This window comes from Lachnospiraceae bacterium oral taxon 500 (genome assembly GCA_002999035.1).
GTDB lineage: Bacteria > Bacillota > Clostridia > Lachnospirales > Vallitaleaceae > W11650.
Window position 1 is genome coordinate 35,004 of sequence record CP027241.1, and the last position, 21,209, is coordinate 56,212.

Annotated in this window: 20 protein-coding genes; 3 read left to right on the forward strand and 17 right to left on the reverse strand. The window is 44.3% G+C overall.

The genetic code is table 11. The features are described from left to right. Nucleotide 1 precedes the first annotated feature (1 nt). From C3V36_00220 to C3V36_00295, 16 genes are all read right to left on the reverse strand, one after another. Entirely contained in the window at nt 2-1,219 is a 1,218-nt protein-coding gene (locus tag C3V36_00220) for a glycosyl hydrolase (GenBank protein ID AVM67824.1), read from the reverse strand. Further along, entirely contained in the window at nt 1,216-2,979 is a 1,764-nt protein-coding gene (locus tag C3V36_00225; GenBank protein ID AVM67825.1) for a hypothetical protein, read from the reverse strand. Before C3V36_00225 ends, C3V36_00220 begins: the two co-directional genes overlap by 4 nt. After that, nucleotides 2,976-3,791: a DNA-binding response regulator gene (locus tag C3V36_00230; GenBank protein AVM67826.1), complete on the reverse strand. Its 816-nt coding sequence runs from the start codon at nt 3,789-3,791 to the stop codon at nt 2,976-2,978. The genes C3V36_00225 and C3V36_00230 overlap by 4 nt, the downstream gene beginning before the upstream one ends. A gap of 67 nt (nt 3,792-3,858) precedes the next feature. Beyond that, nucleotides 3,859-5,256, reverse strand: a complete 1,398-nt coding sequence (locus C3V36_00235) for a hypothetical protein (protein AVM67827.1) — start codon at nt 5,254-5,256, stop codon at nt 3,859-3,861. Between the two features lie 160 nt (nt 5,257-5,416). Then, nucleotides 5,417-6,259 (reverse strand): sugar ABC transporter permease, encoded by an 843-nt coding sequence (locus C3V36_00240; GenBank protein ID AVM67828.1) that lies wholly within the window; start codon nt 6,257-6,259, stop codon nt 5,417-5,419. A 12-nt stretch (nt 6,260-6,271) separates the two neighbouring features. Next, nucleotides 6,272-7,117 (reverse strand): ABC transporter permease, encoded by an 846-nt coding sequence (locus C3V36_00245; GenBank protein AVM67829.1) that lies wholly within the window; start codon nt 7,115-7,117, stop codon nt 6,272-6,274. A gap of 337 nt (nt 7,118-7,454) precedes the next feature. Beyond that, complete coding sequence (locus C3V36_00250) at nt 7,455-8,804, reverse strand: AAA family ATPase (protein AVM67830.1); 1,350 nt, start codon at nt 8,802-8,804, stop codon at nt 7,455-7,457. After that, nucleotides 8,785-8,973 (reverse strand): hypothetical protein, encoded by a 189-nt coding sequence (locus C3V36_00255; protein ID AVM67831.1) that lies wholly within the window; start codon nt 8,971-8,973, stop codon nt 8,785-8,787. The genes C3V36_00250 and C3V36_00255 overlap by 20 nt, the downstream gene beginning before the upstream one ends. Further along, the gene (locus tag C3V36_00260; GenBank protein ID AVM67832.1) at nt 8,954-9,166 is read right to left on the reverse strand and encodes a hypothetical protein; all 213 of its coding nucleotides are present in this window, start codon (nt 9,164-9,166) and stop codon (nt 8,954-8,956) included. The genes C3V36_00255 and C3V36_00260 overlap by 20 nt, the downstream gene beginning before the upstream one ends. A gap of 9 nt (nt 9,167-9,175) precedes the next feature. Next, nucleotides 9,176-10,207, reverse strand: a complete 1,032-nt coding sequence (locus C3V36_00265) for a hypothetical protein (protein ID AVM67833.1) — start codon at nt 10,205-10,207, stop codon at nt 9,176-9,178. Between the two features lie 159 nt (nt 10,208-10,366). Then, the gene (locus C3V36_00270; protein ID AVM67834.1) at nt 10,367-11,131 is read right to left on the reverse strand and encodes a hypothetical protein; all 765 of its coding nucleotides are present in this window, start codon (nt 11,129-11,131) and stop codon (nt 10,367-10,369) included. A 162-nt stretch (nt 11,132-11,293) separates the two neighbouring features. Further along, nucleotides 11,294-13,375, reverse strand: a complete 2,082-nt coding sequence (locus tag C3V36_00275) for a hypothetical protein (protein ID AVM67835.1) — start codon at nt 13,373-13,375, stop codon at nt 11,294-11,296. Further along, nucleotides 13,350-14,255: an ABC transporter gene (locus C3V36_00280; GenBank protein ID AVM67836.1), complete on the reverse strand. Its 906-nt coding sequence runs from the start codon at nt 14,253-14,255 to the stop codon at nt 13,350-13,352. Before C3V36_00280 ends, C3V36_00275 begins: the two co-directional genes overlap by 26 nt. Beyond that, nucleotides 14,248-14,625 carry a GntR family transcriptional regulator gene (locus tag C3V36_00285; protein ID AVM67837.1) on the reverse strand — a complete coding sequence of 126 codons (378 nt, stop codon included), beginning with the start codon at nt 14,623-14,625 and terminating at the stop codon, nt 14,248-14,250. Before C3V36_00285 ends, C3V36_00280 begins: the two co-directional genes overlap by 8 nt. Nucleotides 14,626-14,778: 153 nt before the next feature. Continuing rightward, nucleotides 14,779-16,239, reverse strand: coding sequence for a hypothetical protein (locus tag C3V36_00290; GenBank protein AVM67838.1), 1,461 nt, complete (start codon nt 16,237-16,239; stop codon nt 14,779-14,781). Between the two features lie 51 nt (nt 16,240-16,290). After that, on the reverse strand, nt 16,291-16,665 hold the full coding sequence (locus C3V36_00295) for a CopY/TcrY family copper transport repressor (GenBank protein ID AVM67839.1): 375 nt from the start codon (nt 16,663-16,665) through the stop codon (nt 16,291-16,293). Between the two features lie 580 nt (nt 16,666-17,245). On the opposite strand from C3V36_00295, the gene C3V36_00300 reads away from it, so the two are divergent. The 3 genes from C3V36_00300 to C3V36_00310 all read left to right on the forward strand — a co-directional run bounded on the left by C3V36_00300 (nt 17,246) and on the right by C3V36_00310 (nt 20,491). After that, the gene (locus tag C3V36_00300; protein AVM67840.1) at nt 17,246-18,775 is read left to right on the forward strand and encodes an ABC transporter ATP-binding protein; all 1,530 of its coding nucleotides are present in this window, start codon (nt 17,246-17,248) and stop codon (nt 18,773-18,775) included. A gap of 120 nt (nt 18,776-18,895) precedes the next feature. Beyond that, a complete protein-coding gene (locus tag C3V36_00305; protein ID AVM67841.1) occupies nt 18,896-20,026 on the forward strand; it encodes an N-acetyltransferase in 1,131 nt (376 codons plus the stop codon). Nucleotides 20,027-20,050: 24 nt separating this feature from the next. Then, entirely contained in the window at nt 20,051-20,491 is a 441-nt protein-coding gene (locus tag C3V36_00310) for a hypothetical protein (GenBank protein ID AVM67842.1), read from the forward strand. A gap of 90 nt (nt 20,492-20,581) precedes the next feature. Here C3V36_00310 and C3V36_00315 read toward each other — a convergent pair whose 3' ends face one another. Next, nucleotides 20,582-21,208, reverse strand: a complete 627-nt coding sequence (locus C3V36_00315) for an orotate phosphoribosyltransferase (protein AVM67843.1) — start codon at nt 21,206-21,208, stop codon at nt 20,582-20,584. Nucleotide 21,209 lies beyond the last annotated feature (1 nt).

Consider the following 21,209-nt stretch of genomic DNA (forward strand, 5'->3'; position numbering starts at 1 on the left):
TTTACGCTTCGGCATCCCAGGGCTTTCTTTCCAGCCACTTGCCGTTGGTAAAATCCGGAATCGAAACCGGCGCTCCGCCCCTGGCAATACTGTCCTCGCTCAGACAGGTTATGCTCATCCAGGCAGCCGCGTCATAAACGTCAATCGGCACAGGGGTTCCGGCCTTAGCCGCTTCAAAGAAAGCAGAAAGCACCAGCCAGTCCATCCCGTCATGACCGCCGCGGACACCTTCGCCCATATATTTCCGCCACAGCGGATGCTCATATTTATCAAAATATTCTTCCACATTATTCCATTTTTTATGCCATTCAAAATCAAACTCATTATCCTTTTCATCCAGGAAAATGCTCTTGTTTTCTTCCATATACAGCCCCCTGGTGCCATGCACCTGAAGACCGCGCGAATAATGGCGGGGCAGGGTCGTATCCAGTGTCAGGCTGATGGTTTCTCCCCGTGCACATTTAATGATGGTATTGACAATATCGCCTTGCGCAAAAGGATAGTCGCTTTCTCTATAATCCGCCCCCTTTTCCCGGCGCAGATATTCTTTCAGACCGGCGGCCTTAGACGCAACCGACACCAGCGACAGCATCCGGTTTCCCCGGTTAATATCCAATATATTGGCAATCGGCCCCAGCTCATGCGTCGGATAATTTTCACAGTTGCGGCCCATATAATTACGGAACCGGTAATGGCGGTCCTCCACGCCGTGGGCAACCTGCTTTCTCAGATCATGCAGATAGCCGCCCTGGCAATGCACCAGTTCGCCGAAAACCTGCTGCCGAACCATATTTAAAAGCAGCAGCTCCTCCCGTCCATAGCAGCAGTTTTCCAAAAACATACATTCCGTCTTGGTTTCTTCATAAGTATGAACCAACTGCCAGCACTGATCCAGCGAATATGCGCCGCCCACCTCAATGGCCGCGTATTTTCCGGCCCGCATCGCTGCGCAGGCGATTTCAATATGCGACTCCCAGGAGGACATAATAACAACAGCCTGCACTTCCGGCATCGCCAAAATTTCCCGATAATCTCCGACCGCCTTCGGCTCAGGCTGCCCGGCATCCCGAACCAGCTTGGCCGCCTGCTCGCGCCTGTCCTCATAGACATCACAAACGACCGCTACCCGCACATCTTTTCGCGGCAGAATACAGCCTTCCAATAGACCAACACTTCTTCTGCCCAGACCAATAACACCAATACACAACTCTTTGCTCATATTGTTTCCCTCTCTTTATCTAATAAAATTTCAATTTTCAGCAAAGTCCCCTTGCCTTTTTTGCTGTAAATTTTCATACTCCAACTATCGCCGTATAAAAGCGCGATCCGTTTACTGACATTAAGCAAACCCACGCTGTCGCTGGGAAAGCTTTCCGGTGTTTGCAGCTGCTGCCTGAGCTGTTTCAAAGCCTCCGCCTCTATTCCTACGCCATTATCCATGATGTTGATTAAAAGCTTTCCGCCATGCCGGTGAATTCGGATGCGGATAACCGAAAAGTCTTTTTTCTCCTTAACTCCGTGATAAACCGCATTTTCAATCAACGGCTGCAAAATCAGCTTCGGCACTTTATATTGCTCCAATCCGCTCCCCAGTTTCCATTCTACATTAAACTTGCCTTCATAGCGAAACATCAGGATATCCACATAAATTTGCGCCAGCTCCACTTCTTTTTGCAGGGAAACGGTTTCCCTCGGATTTGACAGCGAATACTGAATGATCGCTGCCAGATTCTCCAGCATTTGGGAAACAGAATTGATCCCTTTCGTCAAAGAAATGCTTTCCCATTTAATAACCTCCAGGGTATTAAACAAAAAATGCGGATTAATCTGAGCCTGTAGTGCCACCAGCTCCATCGTCCGCAGCTGATACGCCTGCTCCCATATCCGGCGCTCCAGTTCTTGCGATAAAGCATAGTCTGTCAGCGTTTTCTGCATGAAATAATCATAAATATCATCCCGCTGGCGCAAAGGCAAAAGCCCTTCCCCCGCACTGTCCCTCATATTTACAAATGCAATCGCCGACCGTGCTCTTTTATAGCGCTGCCGCGCCACCAAAATACTGGCTGCCGTTGAAAATAAAACTCCAGCCAGCAGTACAATTGTTAAGCTGCCGATCACGTTTCGGATCGAATGAAAAAGAACTTTTTTCGGTATGACCAACGTATAGGTCCAGCCAAAACGCCTGGAGCGGAGGGAGTCAACAATATATTCCCGCTCGTACGTATCTGCCGGCAGCCATGCTTCTTCCATTTCGGGATAAGCCAGCAAAATGTTGCCGGCTTCATCCTGGACAATAAACTGCTGGCCTTCCATAAACTGCAAAGGCTCTAAAAGCGAAAGAATTTGCCTTTCCTCGACATTGCCGACCACCATCCCGGTATTACGGAAGGAAAATGGGTCAATCGCCCGATAAATACTAATCACCGCTAATTCCTTTTCAAAATCATAGCGCCGGAGACAGCGCCGCTGTGCCCAGATTTTCTTACCGTTTTGATACGGCTTTGTTTCATACCAATCGGTATCATAATAACTGTCCAGACTGCAAACCTGTTCATCGGTTGAGCTGATAAAGCGCCCATACGGATTTTCTACATAAACATAGGTTGAAAACAAATAGGAGTTAGAATGAGAAATACTGGAAATATATTGATAAAACCGCTGCAATTCCTGTCTTTCCTGCCAGCCCAGCTCACCCTCTAAAATATCCTGCATCGTATTTAACATATAGGTATGCCGAGTCAGCGCCAAGGCCACGGCATCGACATTGCTCATGGTGATATCAATCGCCGCCTGCGCCTGCCACAGCATATTCCGGTTATTTTTCACCATCCGGTCAGCCGAATCTTTCCAAAACAGCAAACCGGCTATGACAGCCATTAAAATACTAACAAATAAAATCGGCAGAAACATTCTTCGAAACTGCTGCCAAAAAAGCTGGTGCACCGTCGGCGGCGCAAGAGATTCCCGGTTTTTCATCATAGCTTTTTCCTATATTCGCTTGGGTTATTGGCATAAAAGCGCTTGAAAATTTTAGTGAAGCTTTTCTGGTTGCGGTAGCCTACTCGCTCGGCAATTTCATAAACCTTTAAATCCGTTGTTTTCAGCATTTCCATAGCCGCTTCCATCCGTACCATCAATACATAATCATAAAAGTTTTTGCCGGTTTTGGCTTTAAACATTCTGGAAATATAATACGGGCTTAAATATACCAGCTTGGCGATTCCCTGCAGGCTGATATCCCTGTACTGGCTGCGGACAATATCACACAGCCGCTCCACGATTGACCCCTCAAAGCTGCTGCTTTCCGGCTCCAAAGTATCTTGCTGCCTGCTGCGGGCCGCATCCAACTCTACTTTAATTTCGCCGAATACCCGCGCCAGCTCCTGATAACGGGTCGGCTTCAGCAGATAATCCTTGACCCCGTATTTCATTGCCCGCTGCGCGTATTCAAACTCCGCATAACCACTAAGAAGAACGACACGCAGCTCCTGCATGCCGTTCTCCCGCAACATCTCCAGCAAATCCAGTCCCGATACCCTGGGCATCATAATGTCACACAAAATGATATCGACAACCGACTCTCCGCTGAGAATATAATCAAATGCTTCCTGTCCGTCCTCTGCCAGATATACCACTTCAAACCCCAATTCATTCCAGGGGAAATAATTGGCTATCCCGTTTCGGATTTTGTCTTCATCGTCCACAATCATCAAGTGATACATTTTTCCGCCCTCCTGCCGCTGTCTCATTTTTGCATTTTTCCGCCGCTCCCGCCGAAAGTTCAAAAACATTTTTTCCGGCGGAAGCCGCTTGCTTATATGATAGCACAATTCAGCAGATTAAGGAAGACGGTTCTTATCATTTAAATTTAGAGATTGTATCATTGGCAAAGCTTTCCAAACTATCCAGCATTTCCTGAGTGGAGATTTTTCCATATGCATATGCTTCCTCCAGCCGGACATATTCTGTTAATATTTCCAAAAAGCCCATCGGATATCCCATCGGCGTTCCATCGCCCGTATATTTTCCGGCTTCGTTGACCAAGTCTAACTGCCGTTTTTCCCAATCGGCCTTATTCTCCTGTGCCATTTTCCGGATCTGAGAATTGGCCGGAATACCACGCTCAAAGCCCAAAATACCGGCGGCTTCTTCATCATTGATCAAGTAATTAAGCACAGCGGCTGCAGCTTGCGGATTGGCACTTTGGCTGGTAATACAAAATACCTGCGACGGCTGATACCATGTTACTTTGTGATGATTGCCGAAAGGCGCTAACACTGTTCCCCATTCAAATTCCTTCTGTGCAGCATAGCTTGCCGCCGCTGTTGAGTTGGTAATCTCCATTGCCGAATAGCCCATGCCAAAACTGGAAACACCGGCCGGATTTCCGGCGGCAACTTCCGGCGGAACGCAGTATCCCTCATCAAGCGGCTTTTTAATGTATTCCAGTGCCGCTTTTCCGGCTTCGTTATTAAAGGCTGCCGCCGAAAGATCATCATTCCACAGCTGTCCGCCAAAATCAATGACATTGCGTTGAAAAATAGTCTCAAAGCCACCTGTGGCTACTGATATTCCCCAAACATTTTGATCTCCTGCCGCCCGGGCCGCATCGGTAAACTCCTTGGCTCTGACATAAACTTCATCAATCGTCATGCCGGTAACCGGATATTCGATTCCATACTTGTCAAATAAAGTTTTATTGTAATACAGAAATAAGGTATTGACACCGGTCGGAATCGCATAATATTTGCCATCCACCTTATAGGTATCCAACAGCGTTTGATCCAGCTGAGAAATATCCAAAGTGCCGTTATCGATAAACTCATTTAAAGGCTGAAGCTGACCGCGAACAATATATTCATTTACTGCTGCAAAAGAAAGCTGAACCAGATCCGGCGCATTATTTCCTGCCATTTGGGTCAACAGCTTATCAAAATAACCTCCAAAACCGCTGTACTCATACGTTACATTTAGACCCGGATTTTTTTTGATAAAAGCATCCACCGCTTCCACTGTGGCCTTATGCCGGCTTTCGCCGCCCCACCACATAAATCTCAAATTGCCTTCCACCGCTGCTTTCTCCGACACCTTTGCTTCCGGCTCCGTTTTTTGAGTTTGCTTCTGTTCAGCTGCCGGTTTCTCTTCCGTTGCAGGCGGGGTTGTTTCTTTGGGCGTTGTTTCTTTTGCCGTTTGGCATGCCGCCAAGCTCATAAGCACTAAAACGATGCTTAAAAAAAGACTGATTTGCTTTTTCATAAATGATTCCTCCCCAATTTAGTCAAATATTTTTTAGCTTACTTTTCCCGGTGACAGCATTCGCGCTTTCCGATGATCTCGCTTTTATCCCTCCTTCCTGATATTCTCCTTCTTCCGGTAAAAAGGCTTTTAACCGCCCGGCCGTACATGCCGGTGAATCTTATCCTTTCAAACCGGAAGTGGCAATTCCTTCCACAAAATACCGCTGCGCCGAAAAGTAAATGATGATGCAGGGCAGCACGCTAATCAATGTCAGTGCCATCAGCGCTCCCCAGTTAGTCAGCGAGGTTCCGTCAACAACGCTATTTAAAATTAAAGAAACCGTATAATTTCGAACAGAACTTAAATAAATCAGCTGCGTTAAAAAATCATTCCAGGTCCAAATAAAGGAAAAAATCGCCACCGAGCAAAGCGCCGGTTTGACCAGCGGCATCATAATGTTTACATAAATGCGAAAATACGAACAGCCGTCTATCTTGGCGGATTCATCAAGCTCTTTGGGAATCCCGCGCATATACTGAATCAGCTGATACACAAAGAAAGACTGGGTTGACAAAAAGGCCGGGATGATAAAGGGTAAAAAAGTATCCAACCAGTGCAGCCTGGAAAAAATCAGATAGGTCGGAATCAGCAGCACCTGCGACGGCACCATCAGTGTCAGCAGCACCAGCCGAAAGACCAGCCGTTTAAACGGAAACCGCATTCTGGTAATGGCAAATGCCGTCAGCGAGCAGGACAAGATATTGCCCAGCGCCAGACTACCCACCAGAAAAAATGTATTTGCCAAAAAATGGCCAAAGGTATATTGCGGATTAATGTTCCAGCCGTTTTTAAAGTTTTCCACCGTCACCTGTCTGGGAATAAAAGAAAAATTAGCCGAAAAGATTTCGCCGTTGTTTTTAAAAGCACTGCTTAGCAGCCAAAGCAGCGGAAATATCATCACAAAAGCCCCGGCTGTCAAAAACAAATGGGAAAAAAGGTTATTTCTTCGTCTTTTGCGCATCTTTCATCCCCCCTAATTTTCATAATAAACATATTTTTCGGAAAACTTAAAGGTAAGGGCCGTGGCAATCACAATAATGCCGGTCAGCACCCAGGCCAAAGCTGAAGAATAGCCCATGCGGAACTGCTCAAATGCACTCCGGTACAAATGCAGCACATAAAAATAAGTGGAGTCAACCGGCCCGCCGCTGGTCATGACATAGGCTTGGGTAAATACCTGAAAAGAGCCGATCATATTCATAATCACGTTAAAAAGAATAATCGGACTGAGCATCGGCAGGGTAATGTGCAGAAACAGATGCCGGCTCCTTGCCCCGTCTGCTGCCGCCGCCTCGTATAACTCGGTCGGGATATTTTTCAGCGCCGATAAAAAAATAACCATGGCGGAACCGAACTGCCAGGCAGAAATAAAAGATAGGGTACCTAACGCCAAATCCGGATCAGATAAAAATCCAACCGGCGCCAGCCCCAGATGCCCCAGCAACTGATTGATAATGCCAAAATGGCTGAACACCATTTTCCAGGTAATTGACATCGCCACGCTGGAGCCCAATATGGAAGGAAGATAATAAATCGTCCGGTAAATTCCCATACCGGCCAGCCTTTTGTTTAAAATCATGGCAATAAACAGCGCAAAAGCAACTTTAGCAGGTACCGATAAAAGCACATAGCGAAACGTTACCCATAAAGAATGAGCAAACAGCCGATCTTTGGTAAACATTTCCCGGTAATTGGACAGCCCCACAAACTGCGCCCTGGTAAATATATCGTAGTTGGTAAAGGAAAGCCCGAAAGATTGAATAATCGGCCAAATCACAAAAATCAAAAAGCCCAAAAGCCAGGGCAGCAAAAAGAAAATGGCTTCTTTGTCATATTTGGATCTGCCTCGCTTTTTTTTTCATATCATCCCCTCCTTAACAAATATTATAATTCCGCCGGCGGATTGCCGCAATTGATATAAATTGTCCTTCTGGGGGAGAAATCTTGCCTCATATATAGCGAAGGGTATTATATTTGCTGTTTTATGGCGGCATTTTTGCTGCATTTATTGTTATAATTATATTTAAAATACAAAAATAATCTTCAAAAAAATAATATTTACCAATTCGTTTGCTTTTCAGATACAATTAATTAGTAAATATTACCATTTATTAAGAATAAAAACCAGTATCCAGTATTTATCCATTCCCTGCGGATTATATCTTAAACCGCTCCGCCGAAATATCCATAAACTCAATTAAATCCTCTTTGAGAAACATAACCATATAAATCGGCAAATACGTCAGCTTTCCTTTTACTTTCACATTGTCATTGGTGAAAACATAGGCTTCTTCGATGGCGTACTCTTTAACACTCATCACATTATCCAATGCCGAATGCTTTTCATAATCCTTGCCGCTTTTTACTTCAATCGGCAGCACTCGGCCGGCGTGCTCCACCACAAAATCCAACTCGCCTTTTTTCTTACTATTATAATAATACAGCGGGTAGCCATGGGCATACAACTCTTGGGCTATCCCATTTTCATAAACCGCGCCTTTGTTAATATCCTTTTCCTGACTGACAATTTTTAATTTACATGCCTTGCCGTATATTGTAGTCAGCAGTCCCACATCGGAGAGAAACAGTTTAAATAAGCTGCTCTTTTTATTCAATAAAAGCGGAATAGTCGGCTCTGTAGCATTAAATACAGCCAAAGCAACACCCGCTTTCCAAAGCCAAGTAAAGCTGTCCGCAATCCGGTCGTAGCGCAAATTCTTTTTTATATCCGCAATCATAAACCGTTTATTTTTTTCATTTATCTCCGCCGGAATCAGCTCATAAATATGGGTAATCATCAGCTTGCGGTTTTCTTCCTCATACTGTGTAAAATCCAGTTTATACTGCTCGATAATGGCTCTGTGTTCATCTATGACATCATCAATATTGCCGGTAGTTCGATACTTTTCAACCGCTGCCGGCATACCGCCGATAATCAGGTAAAGCTGAAACATATCCATGATTTTACTATGGATCACTTCATCAACCGGCTGCCTCGCCATAAAAGCACTGCGCAGTTTCTCTATGACTGCTTCGTCTACATTAAATATTTGCAGAAACTCTTCAAAGTCCAGCGGATACATCTGAAGCGTCTGCAAATAGCCAACCGGTGCTGACTTTAAATTCACGATTTCCACGCCAAGAAGCGAGCCGGAGAGAATATAACGAAAGCGCTTATCCTCTACCAGAAATTTGATTCTGGTAACGATTTCTTTGTACCTTTGGATTTCATCAAAGAAAAAAATGGTCTTTTCGGGAATGATTTTCTGATTGCTGTATAATGACAGCTTTAAAATCAGGTCATCGATTCCGGCTGCTTTGTCTAAAATGTCAACAATCTCCGGCTGCCGGATAAGATTAAATTCAATATAATCGCAGTTAGCCAGCTTTAAACATTCCCGAATAATAAATGTTTTGCCGGCTTGGCGAACTCCATAAATCAGCAGCGCTTTTTCACTGTCTTCCAGCCATCGCAGAATGTCCTTTTCAATTTTTCTTTTCAGCATGGTTCAAACCCCCACTCCTGTTTTGTGCGTTTTCCATGGTCATTATACCTCTTTTTCGACACTTTTGCAAGGCTTTTAGAACCTTACTTCGACACTTTTCCAAGACTTTAGAAGACAAATTTTGACACTTTTCCAAGGTTTTATACCGTTCATTTTGACATTTTTCCATAAATTGCTGGTTTCCTTCCCAGACCGGCAGAAAGCGTTTTGTCAAATACTTTTTTTGATTTATTGACGATTTTTTCTTGAAATTTGAGCAGCAAAAAACAGTAAACTTTTTTTAATTTACTGTTTCTTAAATTACTATACTTAATTAGATAAATTATAATTTTTAGATTTAAACATAATTCTATCCATCCCATCTCATTATATTATTCCCAAAGTGTATGCCGTGCATATACTTCAAATTGATTCGGCCTATCATCACTGAAAAAAATAACTTCTATATCATAGCTTTTCCAAAGTATGTAGGGATAGGTCTGCATTTTGATAGAATAATGTCCTTTTACTTTCCGTTCTTGATAACTACTCGGAGAAAGTGAAAATGCATCTCTCACATTTTCTTTTTCAAAATAGTCCAAGGATAATTCGGAAATATTTTGATTGCATATTTTGACATGATTCATCATATCGGTCTTTGAGGTTGTGCCGAAGTATGTAATAATACAATCTTCAAGCTTTGCTTTGTCTTGATATTTTGGTGTCAAATTCACATATCCGTATCCTTTTCCGTCTTTGACAAGCTCTGCCGCTTCGCCAAAGACATAATGGCTCTCTCTTTTATTTTCAACGGTGTCATTTGAACTTCTTCCGGAAAAACGAAAGCCGTTTGAAAGCAGATCTTTTGCTGTTGTATGTCCGATAACAATCTCATATCCGTCCACTTGCACCGTAGGTGCTTTTACGGGCAAACCTGTAAGCATAAATGTTAATGTACAGGCGAATATTGACATTAGAAGCATGCCAATGACCGCATTTGCAGCAGCTGAAGATTTACAGATATAATTTGATTTTTTTATAGCGGAGAGTATATGACTTAAGAGCAGTTTCCCCAAAGATAAAATCGCTCTCATGGCAACAATAATCAATAATTCTGCATATGTCCAAAACCTCACTTTATTATTGGGAAAGTATTTACCGTAGAAAATAAAATAAGTTGCTATACTGGCTATTACTACTCCCAAAATATAGAAATTAACTTCATTTAATGCATATTTATCTGTGAAATCCTCATATATGTCCGCACCTCTTCTTTTTAGAGCATGTCCTATCGAATACATCCACTTAGGTACTTCTCTGTTGTTTTTTACTGCAATTACAAGACGAATATATAAAAATATTGTAAAAGCTAAGGTAAGGCTCATTGCAATAAAAGCAATCAGACCGCATATAAAAAATCCTATTTCAATCCTCTCCTAACTTCTAATTTGAAGCGCGCAAGCATAAATGAATGCGACCGCAAAGCGGGCATATTCATTTTGCGGCGCTTCACCGCCAGAAGAAAAGCACGAAGTGCGGCAAATGCGCAGCATTTGATCTGGCGGTGAAAACTGAAATTCGTGTTACTGCAGCCCCATCAGGAAAAATGCCAAAGCCATAATCGGCAAAACAGTCCAGCCGATATATCTTCCTGCAATTTCCCAATCGGACGGCTCCGCATGGTCTGCATTGCGAATCCGAAATGCCAGACACCAACGGAATAACTCATCTGCGAACAAAATGGAAAACGCATTGAGAATGCAAATGAACACGGCTCCAAACCATGCAAATCCTTCGCCCTTATGGGTCAGTTCGGGATCACCCATCAGTTCCAGTATGGTAGACGCCGATGGCTCCATGGGGTCGATTACATTCCCGTTTTCATCTCTCCTGACTCCATCACCGGCTACATAGGAAAAACCAAGGTTATCTGATGTCCCGTCTTCATTGTACAACCAATAGAAATCCTCTGTTTTCAAAACGCCTCCGCGAAACAGAATCTCTTCTCCTTGGCGGAGCTCCACGCCGGTCATATATTCCGCCATCTCCTTATTTTCCGGAATTGCCGTCGGATCTTCTTTTGCGGTATAAGGACCGTAGGTTTTATCGCCGTACCGGAAAACAACGGTCTTATCCTCAGACACCGTAAAATATGCCTGTTGACCGTGAATCTGACCGGAATAAACAGTGCTGCCGTTTTCTTGGCTTGGGACAAGAATTGTATCTTTGTATGCAAATCCGACCCGCTGAATCGTCACAGGATAAATCACTGCAAAAACCAAAACCATAGCCATCATAAGTATTAGGACACACTTTTGATAACGATTCAAGTTTTTAATCTTTTTCATCGTTCATCTCCTGTTCCATGCTGATTTATTTCCTTCACCCCTTACGACATTATAGCACATTTCAGTCCGGTTTTATAGGTCTGATCCTTGTTTTTTACCTGTGCTGGTTCTTTCAGATATTTCTTGGCACTCTCAAACGAAATAATCTCGGCGGTATGCTCATTATAGAAAGTCTCTTGCCGCCGCGTAGTCCGCTTCGGTCATGGCCCGCAGGTAAGAAACGCCGTCCTTTAAGTTAACCCGCAGCAAAATCATTGTTTTTTCTTCCGACGGATAATCCAAACAAATTCCGGCCGATTTTAAATATATCATGATTTCGGCCGGATCAGTCAGTATCGCTATTTTTTCCTGCCGGTACTTCTCCCAATCCCCTCCCCAATAGCATTGATCCCGGACTTCCGTACCCGGCAGTCTGTAAATTTCAACTGATTCAACTAAACTTTGGATATCAGTCATTTCCCGGTATTTCGGGCTGTTGTCTGCCAGCCAGCGGCGCAGCCGCGGCACGCTGCCGTAAAAAACAAGGTCTTCTTCCGGGCTTGTTTCGGCCGTGGACTCCGGCTCAGCGGCCGGAAACTTTTTATAATCCAACTTCGGCTTATACTCTCGAACAAAAACAAACCGGATTGGGATTTGCTCCAAGACCTGCACCTGCTCAGCCCTTTGGCCGTGAATATTGACTTTTTCCGGCGACTTAGCCGCCGCCATAATCTCCTGCCGGATAACCGCTAACAGCTCCTGCATCTTGGCGCCGCTAAAACTGTCCTCAGCTCGGGAAGCTTCGGTACTAACTCGAATCCCGACCAAATCGGTCAGCGTCTTTTCCTTCAGCACTGGATAAGCCTGCTTCAGCGCTTCCTCACTCTTGCTTAGTTCCTGCCAGTCCTTTTTCACGGCGCTGCCAGCGATACTATACTCCCGGCGAACAATCTCGCCATTTTTCAAGAAATAACTGAACCGAAAATACAGCGGGTTGGTATCCTTGCTTCCGCTCCCCCGGTTTTCGAGCACATAATGATGAATTTTTTCCACTACAGCAATATTAGCGCTTTCTGTAAATTTATAAGTATTGCGATATTTCCGGTCATAGCTTTGCGAACCGATCAAGCGGTCAATGGCCGCTTCCGTGTCCGCCCAGGACGAATGAACGGTGATACTTACGCTCTCGACTTCCTCCGGCGCCGGAATTCTCCGCTCATAGCCGAATAAGTCGGCGTCAATCAGTCCAATCACCGCCAGCGTAAGCGCTAAGGCAAGGAAAGTTCCCCACCATGCTTTTTTCAGATAAATGGTTTTCCAGGCAATCATCGCCGCCACGATATAGCCCAGCACCGCCCCCAGCGCCGCTCCGATGTAAAAAGTGAATACATCGTCGTGCAGGCGAACGCCTACGATCCCGGTCAGCACCACCGTCATCAAAATGACCGCGCATAAGGTAAAGCCAAAAATAAAGATGATTTTTAAAAAGCCAAAGCCAATCCAGTCCCGATTATTTTCCATTTTTTTATAACGGTACAGCAAAAAGGCCAGAATAAAAGCCACAGCCGCATAAATACCGATAAAAAGCAAAAAGTCCACGGCAATGATCTCATCCCGATTTAGGGAAAATATCTTGTCGATTAAGTTCAGTTTCCGGAAAAACCGGGCAAGGGAACTGTTTCCGGCAAAACCATACAACAGATGTTCCCCGAAGTAATCCACTGCTCCGGCAAAATACACCGGCAGGACATAAAAAATGATCACAAATAAAATATGCCAAATCACCGAGCCGGTAATCATCCCCATAGCAATACTAATGCTGTAGTTCGCCAGCGCCAGCAAAATCATCGCTATCCCCCAGCTCAGAATCACGGTAAAAAGTTGCTTTTCCTCCCGGAAGCGAAGCACGCCAATCACCAGCGACAGCAGGATATTAAACACCAGCGGAACTAAATATAAAATCAAACCGGAAACAAACTGACTGAAATAAATTTGCGTCTTAGTCATCGGCAAGCTCAAATAAAAGGCTATGCCGTTGTCCGTTTTTAAAAAGTGATAAAAAACCACCCCCAGTGCCGCCGGCACCAGAAAGATAAAAATTTCATCATTCAGCGTGAAAACTGCGCTTATCCACTCCTTAACCTGCAAAAACAGCAGCGGATATCGCAAAAACAGATAAATTCCCCACAGTAAGGAGATCACGCCATACATCTTGATATTATTTTGGATCAATGCTTTTTTACAAAAGGATATTTTGGATTTCATAGCCCTCTCCTCCGATCTCATAAATAAATATTTCTTCCAGACTAAGCGGAATAAAGTCAATAAACATCGGTTGATAGGCGGCAAAGGCTTTTTCGATTTCTTCCTCTCTGCCGCGCACCACAAAGGAATAGACCCGGCCGGTATGACTGCTTTTCATCACCTTAAAAGGCAGCGCCGCCGGATCAATCTCGGTTTGTTCGGAGGCAAAAGCCATCTGGACCTTATGGATATCGCCTTTTAAATCGTCCAATTCCCGCTCCAGCAAAACCTTTCCATTATGCAGAATACCAACGGTATCACAAATATCCTCAAGTTCCCGTAAATTATGCGAGGACACCAGTACCGTCATCTCCCGACTGCTGACGTCCTGCATCAGCAGTGACCAGATTTGGCGGCGCATCACCGGATCCAGCCCGTCGACCGGTTCGTCTAAAATCATCACTTCCGGCCGGGCACAAATCCCGAGCCACAGCGCCGTTTGTTTTTTCATGCCCTTGGAAAACTGATTGATTCGTTTATTTTCATCCAGCTTTAGTACCTGCCGGACTTTATGATATCTTTCCCAGTCAAAATCCGGATAAATACCGGCGTAAAACTTAGCCATCCGTTTCGACGAATACATGGAAAAGAAAAACAAATCATCCGGCACATAAAAGATTTTTCTTTTCATCTCCGGATTGTCATAAATATCCTGTTCCTGCATTTTAATCGCACCCTGTTCCTGCCGGAAAACGCCCATAATCGTCTTTATCAAAGTGGTTTTGCCCGAACCGTTCGCGCCGACCAGACCATAGACCGAACCTTTTTTGATTGACAGGTTTACTCCCGACAGCGCAGTAAAATCTCCGTATTTTTTGGTTACGTCCATTACTTCAATCATTGTTTTCCTCCTTCTCCGCCCAATCCAGGTAGCTGCAAATCTCCTCCCGACGCAGCCCCAGCCGATAGGCTTTTTCCACTGCGGCGGCAATCTCTTTCAGCACCCTCTCCTGCTGCTCCTTCACTTTAGCGGTCTTCAGTTCCATGACATAATTGCCCTTGCCCGGCAGACTGTATAAAAATCCTTCCTGCTCCAGCATCCGAAACGCCTTTTGAATCGTATTGGGATTGATCACCAGTTCCGCCGACAACTCGCGAACCGACGGCAATTTTTCATCCGCCTGCAAATCACCGCTGATGATATTGGTTTTAATATTTTGCACGATCTGCAAATACAGCGGCGTCCGGCTTCGTAAATCAACCTGAATCATCTTCGCTCACTCCTTTTTCCTGACTCGGCATTATCTTTATTGTATTATCTGAGCTATCCGTTATATCTGTTCTATATCATATAGTACAGTTATTATAATAAAAAGGAAAACGCTTGTCAAGGTTTTTTCTGAAAGTTTAAAAATATTACATCCTTATTTTTCTTTTCTTTGATGTGATACAATCAAATAGCGATCCGCCGCTCTTTTTAATGTCAAAACGGCTTTGTCACTGTAAAGCTTTAATTCATCCCCATTGATTTCTCCGCCGCTGCATTCAAAGAATCCAACTCCAAAATCACTGGAATAAACATAAAAGCTGTCATACGGCTTTCCCAGATAAAGCGTTTCGCCGCGCTTAGTAATATCTTCACTGACAATTCCCATATAGCGTGTCAGCATATTATCTACAAAGGATTTGGGCAATCTCCGCACCGGCGAAATCGTATCTTTTAATTCTCGATTATTAAAAATACCGCCTGCTGCCTCTTTCAATTCAGCAAACTCTTTTTCATCCGCCTCATTGCCGGACAAAAGCTCCTCTCCCGGCAAATACCAAGTAAATTCCCATAAACCCATTTCCTCCGGAGTATCATAGTAACTATTAAAGAAATGGCAAATCGGATTGACAAACATTTCTCCTTCCTTGGTCGGATGCTGCAATAACTGTTCAAAGGCTGTCTTTACTTCCTCTACTTCCTCTGTGGTCAATTTTCTTTTGCCTGTTTCCTTGAAAAAAGGGAACACAATTCTATCCAAAGGATATTCTGCTGCTTTTTCTACTTCTGCCGGAACATCCAGCATTATCTTTTCTCCTGTTTTTTCCGGCATCACCACTTCTAAAGTCGAATGTTTTGGCAATGACTCTCTTAGGTGCATGGCTATGTTTTCCATTTCAAACTCACTAAATCCCTTTTCTGTCAAGTTAAGAGCTTCTTTACGACTGTCAGGACAGAGCCAAATATGCAAGCCGTCTTCCTGCCGGCTGATAATCTTTGCTATTTCTCCCAAATTGGTTTCAGCAGTTTCCGGATTATACATTTCTTGCTCCGTTTTCTTTCGATTCGTACCGGATAAAAGATTATAGTAGGTTTTGCCATCTTCTTTCCACAGATAAAGTTCCAGTCCTTTAAAGGCGGAAATTGCCTTACCATAGTGAAAATGTTTTGGCAGCGGCGCATTGCCTTCTTTGTATTTCCATTTTTTAAGCCAATTTGGGTTTCCGGAATAGTGGTCACCATCAATTACCCATTCCGTTCCTAAATTGCTGACATGGTGGATTTTCCCGTCTTTGGCAGTTATAAATAAGATAATTGTCTGTCCGGCAAGCGGTTCCGGATTTTCCAGATATTTCCCCCGGCTTTGACGGATGAAATCTATGATTTCTTGCCATTCCTCTTGTGCAAACAGTCGATATCGCTCTTTTTCAGAGCTTGGCTCTACCAATAATTCAATCTTTTCAATTTCTTCCTTTTTTAAACTTTTGGCCCATTTCATACTCTCTCTATCTGCCGGTATTTGCGTCAGGAAAAGAATTGCCAAAACCAGTATGATAATCCCCCCCCCCATAATAGTAATGGATTTCTTATTTTTTTGAAAATATCCTTCTTGTTTCATTATCTGTATTCTCCTTTCCACATTCTTCTTGCCATCGACCATGCAAAGAAGTTATCCCTCCTTCTCTATCAAATCCAGTAAATCCTTGATGTCCTTACGAGTAAGTTTTTCCTCTTTGACAAAATTCAGAAGCATATTTCGAGCCGAGCCGTCAAACACTCTATCCAAAAAGCCTTTCCGTTCCTGATTGATATATTCTTCCTGTGTTACCGCCGCCCGATAGCGAAACGTTCTGGTCTTAATTTCCTCCGTTTCCACAGCGCCTTTTTCAACCAGCCTTTTTAAAAAAGTCTTTAAGGTGCTATTATTTCCGGATAAACCCGATAAAATCTCGGTCGAAGTAAGCTCTCCCTGCTCCCATAAAAGCTTCATAATCGGCAACTCCGCCTCCGCAATGCGTATATTCTTCATGCAAACCACCTCCATTGATTACATTTGTAATCTCGTTTTTAGTTTACACTTGTAATCTCGTTTTGTCAAGATTAATTTCAGCAATACCGTAAATCTTTTAAAAATAAACTTCTTTTTATAAGGAAGTGCCTCGCAAGTGATATCATATATCCAATTTTACATGGAAACTCAAAACCATCCCCTGTTGACAACCCTGGCCAAATATGATATTTTAAAGAAAAGGAACTATTCACGCACAGAAAGGAGCGAAATGTACAATTAACAATATGGACAAAAAAACAACAGTCACGCCCATTTATTTGGGTTGTTTTCATTGCCATATTGTGTAGATTTCGCATTTTTTCCGGCGGCTTGGTTTCCCAAAAAATTCCACCAATTTGAGAAAGTCATTCCTTGCCGGTTATAACTTTTTCAGAATATCCCTGATATCCGACCGGTTATATCGGGATACTATGGATTATGGATTGTCGAAGTCTGCTTTTGCCAAGCAGACTTTTTTATTTGGCCGACAGGGGCTGCAAATGACCGATTCCTGTCATGGCTATCCTAACCAATGATCCCCTGATGCGAATCTCCTGTGGCAGAAAGGAGTCGTATGCTGATTATCAAAGACCTATCCCTGTATTTAAAGCAAGATCTGCGGTTAATTATAAAAGATTTCAATTTTACGTTAAAACCGGGAGATAAAGTCGCCCTGATCGGTGAAGAAGGAAACGGCAAATCCAGTCTGTTAAAGGCAATTTATCAGCCGGATTTGCTGACGTCCTATATAAAAATAAGCGGACAAATTTCGACAGTCGGCGAAATCATCGGCTATTTGCCCCAGGAATTACCGGCCGCCTGCCGAGATCTGCCGGTCTGCAACTACTTCCGTCAATCCTGCTCCGTCGATGAACTCGACTACACCCATTATTATCATTTGCTGGATATGCTTGACTTGAAGATTGACGCTCTGACCTCGCTTGCCATCGTTCGCATGCTTTCCGGCGGCGAAAAAATCAAGCTTCAGCTGCTGTGTCAGCTCCTGAAAAAGCCAACTCTCCTGCTGCTGGATGAACCAAGCAATGATCTGGATCTGTCATCGGTTCGCTGGTTGGAAAACTTTTTAACAGCACTCTCCATCCCTGTGATTTTTGTTTCGCATGATGAAACCTTGATTACCGCTTGTGCCAATACCATCATCCATTTTGAGCAGCATATGCGCAAAAAGGAGTTTCACTACTCCGTTTCCCGATTGGAATACAGCGAATATAAGGACACTCGTACCGAGCAGCTGCAGCGCCAAACCCAGCAGGCCAAAAAAGACAAAGATGTCTTTGACAAAAAGCGGGAACGCTTTCAGCAGATATTCCAAAGGGTCGAACACGAACAAAATGTGATTTCCCGCGCTGCTCCTTCGGCTGCCGCCAATCTTAAGAAAAAGATGCATTCCCTGAAATCAATGGAACGAAGGCTGGAAAAAGAACAGCAGAACCTCAGCAAACGCCCGGATTTTGAAACTGCGATTCTGCTTCACTTTAACCCCAACATCAACTTGCCTGCCGGAAAGCCGGTTTTAAACTTAGAGATTCCGGAATTAAGGATAGGCGACCGGGTCTTAAGCCAAAATATCCGGTTGAATATTACCGGACCGGCTAAAATAGGTATCATCGGACAAAACGGCTGCGGCAAAACCACTTTACTGCGCCGGATTGTGCAAGAGCTTTCCGCTGCCAAGATTCCGCTCGGCTACATGCCTCAGGATTATTCCGAAACCATGCCCCCGGAAAAAACAGCGCTTGATTTCCTGATTTCTAGCGGCAGCAAGGAAGAATACAGCAAAAATGCCACCTATTTGGGAAGCCTTAATTTTACCTATGAAGAAATGAATCACCCCATTCGACAACTATCCGGCGGACAAAAAGCTAAGCTGTTCTTTGCCAAGATGATTTTGGCCGAAGCCGTTGTCTTGATATTGGATGAACCGACACGCAATTTATCCCCTTTATCCATGCCGAAAGTGCGCAATGCCTTGAAGGATTTTGGCGGGGCGATTATTTCCGTTTCGCATGACCGCAGCTATCTGGCAGAGGTTTGCCAGCAAATCTATCGCCTGGATGAAAAGGGACTGCATCTTGTCACATAAATACAAAAAACTTTTCGCAATTTTTTAAAAAACTCTCAAAAATTTACTATTTGCTTTTTTGCCCAAAAGCGTTATAATAGGAATGGTTATGTTTGTCAGCGGAAACGATTGGAGGAATGAATGATTACGATTCAAGAAGTTGTGACCAAAGCGCAATGGCGAATCTTTGCGAACTTTGCCAATCAACTTTATAAAGAAAATCCCTATTATGTACCGGAACTGCCGGGCGACGTGCTGGAAGCCTATTCTCCCGACAAAAATCCGGCTTATGATTTTTGCGAAAGCATTTGCTTCTTAGCTTATGAAGGCTCTTACCCGGTCGGGCGGATTGCCGGCATTATCAACCATAAAAGCAATGAAAAGTGGAAGCAGCAGCATTGCCGCTTTGCCCACTTTGATTTTTTAGATAATCCCGATATTTCAGCCGCTCTGATTCAAGCCGTCAAGCAATGGGCAGCCGGCAAAGGCATGACCCACTTAAAGGGACCTTTAGGCATGACGGATCTCGATCACCAGGGGATGCTGATTGAAGGCTTTGATGAATTGGATATGTTCATTACCATCTATAATGCGCCCTATTATATCACCCATATGCAGCACCTCGGCTTTGTCAAAGATGCCGACTGGATTGAGCATCAGATTATGCTGCCGGAAGCAGACGACCCCAGAATTGAGTTTATTCATAAGCTGGCTGCTAAAGTAGCAAAACGCCACGGTTTTAAACTGCTGCATTTCCGCCGCAAAAGAAAGCTGGTCAAGGAATGGGGCAAAAAAATTTTTGAGCTTTATAATTCCTCTTATGCTCCGCTTTACGGCGTAAGCAGCCTGACTGACCGGCAGGCGGATTACTATATCAAAACTTTTCTTAGTTTTGTTAATCCCAATTTTATCAAACTGGTCGTCAATGCTGATATGGAACTGATTGCACTTGGGGTTGCCCTGCCGTCTTTATCAAAGGCTCTGCAAAAATGCGACGGCAAATTGTTTCCCTTCGGCGTTTTTTATCTGCTGGATGCAATTCGGCATAATGACATTTTAGACCTTTATTTGATTGGTGTCCGACCGGAATATCAAAATACCGGTGTCAATTCGCTGCTGATGGACGCGATCTTAAAGGAATGTGAAAAGCACCAGATCAAGATTGCCGAAACCGGGCCGACTCTGGAAAATAACCTAAAAATTCAGGCGATGTGGAAGCATTTCGACAAGCGCCAGCATCGGCGGCGGCGAGCCTGGATCAGTGAAATATAAATCAAAATCAGAAAAGGAGTTTTCATGTTAAAATTATTTTGTTTTTACGGTTGCTGTGAAAATAACGGACATCACGGACATCATCATGCGGCAGACGAAGACTGTGGCTGCGGCTGCGGCCATTCTCACGGCGCAGGGGAATACGAAGAAGAAATGGCTTGTGACTGCGGCGGCTGCGGCTGCGAGGACGACTCTCACGGCTGCGGCGATGGATGCGGCTGCGGGTGCGGCGGGCATCAGCAGGCAGTTTTAATCAGCTTTGACGATGGCACGGAATACGAGTGCCCGGTTTTATCCATCTTTGATGTCAACGAGCAGGAATACATTGCCCTGTATCATCCGGAACGGCAAAAAGCCTTGCTGTATCGCTTCAAGGAAGATTCGGACGGCATTTTCTTAGAAAACATTGATGATGAAGAAGAGTTCCAATTTGTAGCCAAGGCTTTTCAAGGTTTACAGGAATAACACAAGTAAAAAGGGGCTGCTGCAAAATCTATATTTTGCAGCAGCCTCTTTCTTTATTTAACGCGCTGTCGACGCATATTTTTATTTTTCTCAGTCCATCCACGACATATCGCTCGGATTTTTTTGAAACTTTTGCAGCTTACGCAGCGAACTTTCTTCAATATAATTTTCCTCAATCGCCGCTTCTACCAGCTCCTCATAATTACTGAGCGTATAATACGTCACTCCGGCCTCGGCAAACGCCTGTTTCGCCTTCTCCAGACTGTAGGTAAAAATAGCCACCAGCCCCAGCACCTCGCAGCCCGCTTCTCTGGCTGCTTCCACTGCTTGCAAGGACGAGCCGCCGGTTGAGATCAAGTCCTCAACTACAACCACCTTCATGCCCGGATAATAATAGCCTTCAATCTGTTTGCCCTTGCCATGCTCCTTGGCCTTGGAGCGGATATAGCCGGTCGGCAGTCCCATTTCCCAAGCGCAAATCGAAGCGTGCGGAATACCGGCCGTGGCCGTTCCCATCAGCGATTCGCACTCCGGAAACTTTTCTTTAATGATCCGAATCATTTCCCGGATAACAGCTGCTCTTTCCTCAATATAGGAAAGCACCAGCCGATTGTCGCAGTAAATCGGTGACTTGATTCCGGATGCCCAGGTAAAGGGCTGCTCCGGTGACAAACTGACCGCTTTAATCTTTAACAGGTTTTTAGCAATTTCTTTCATC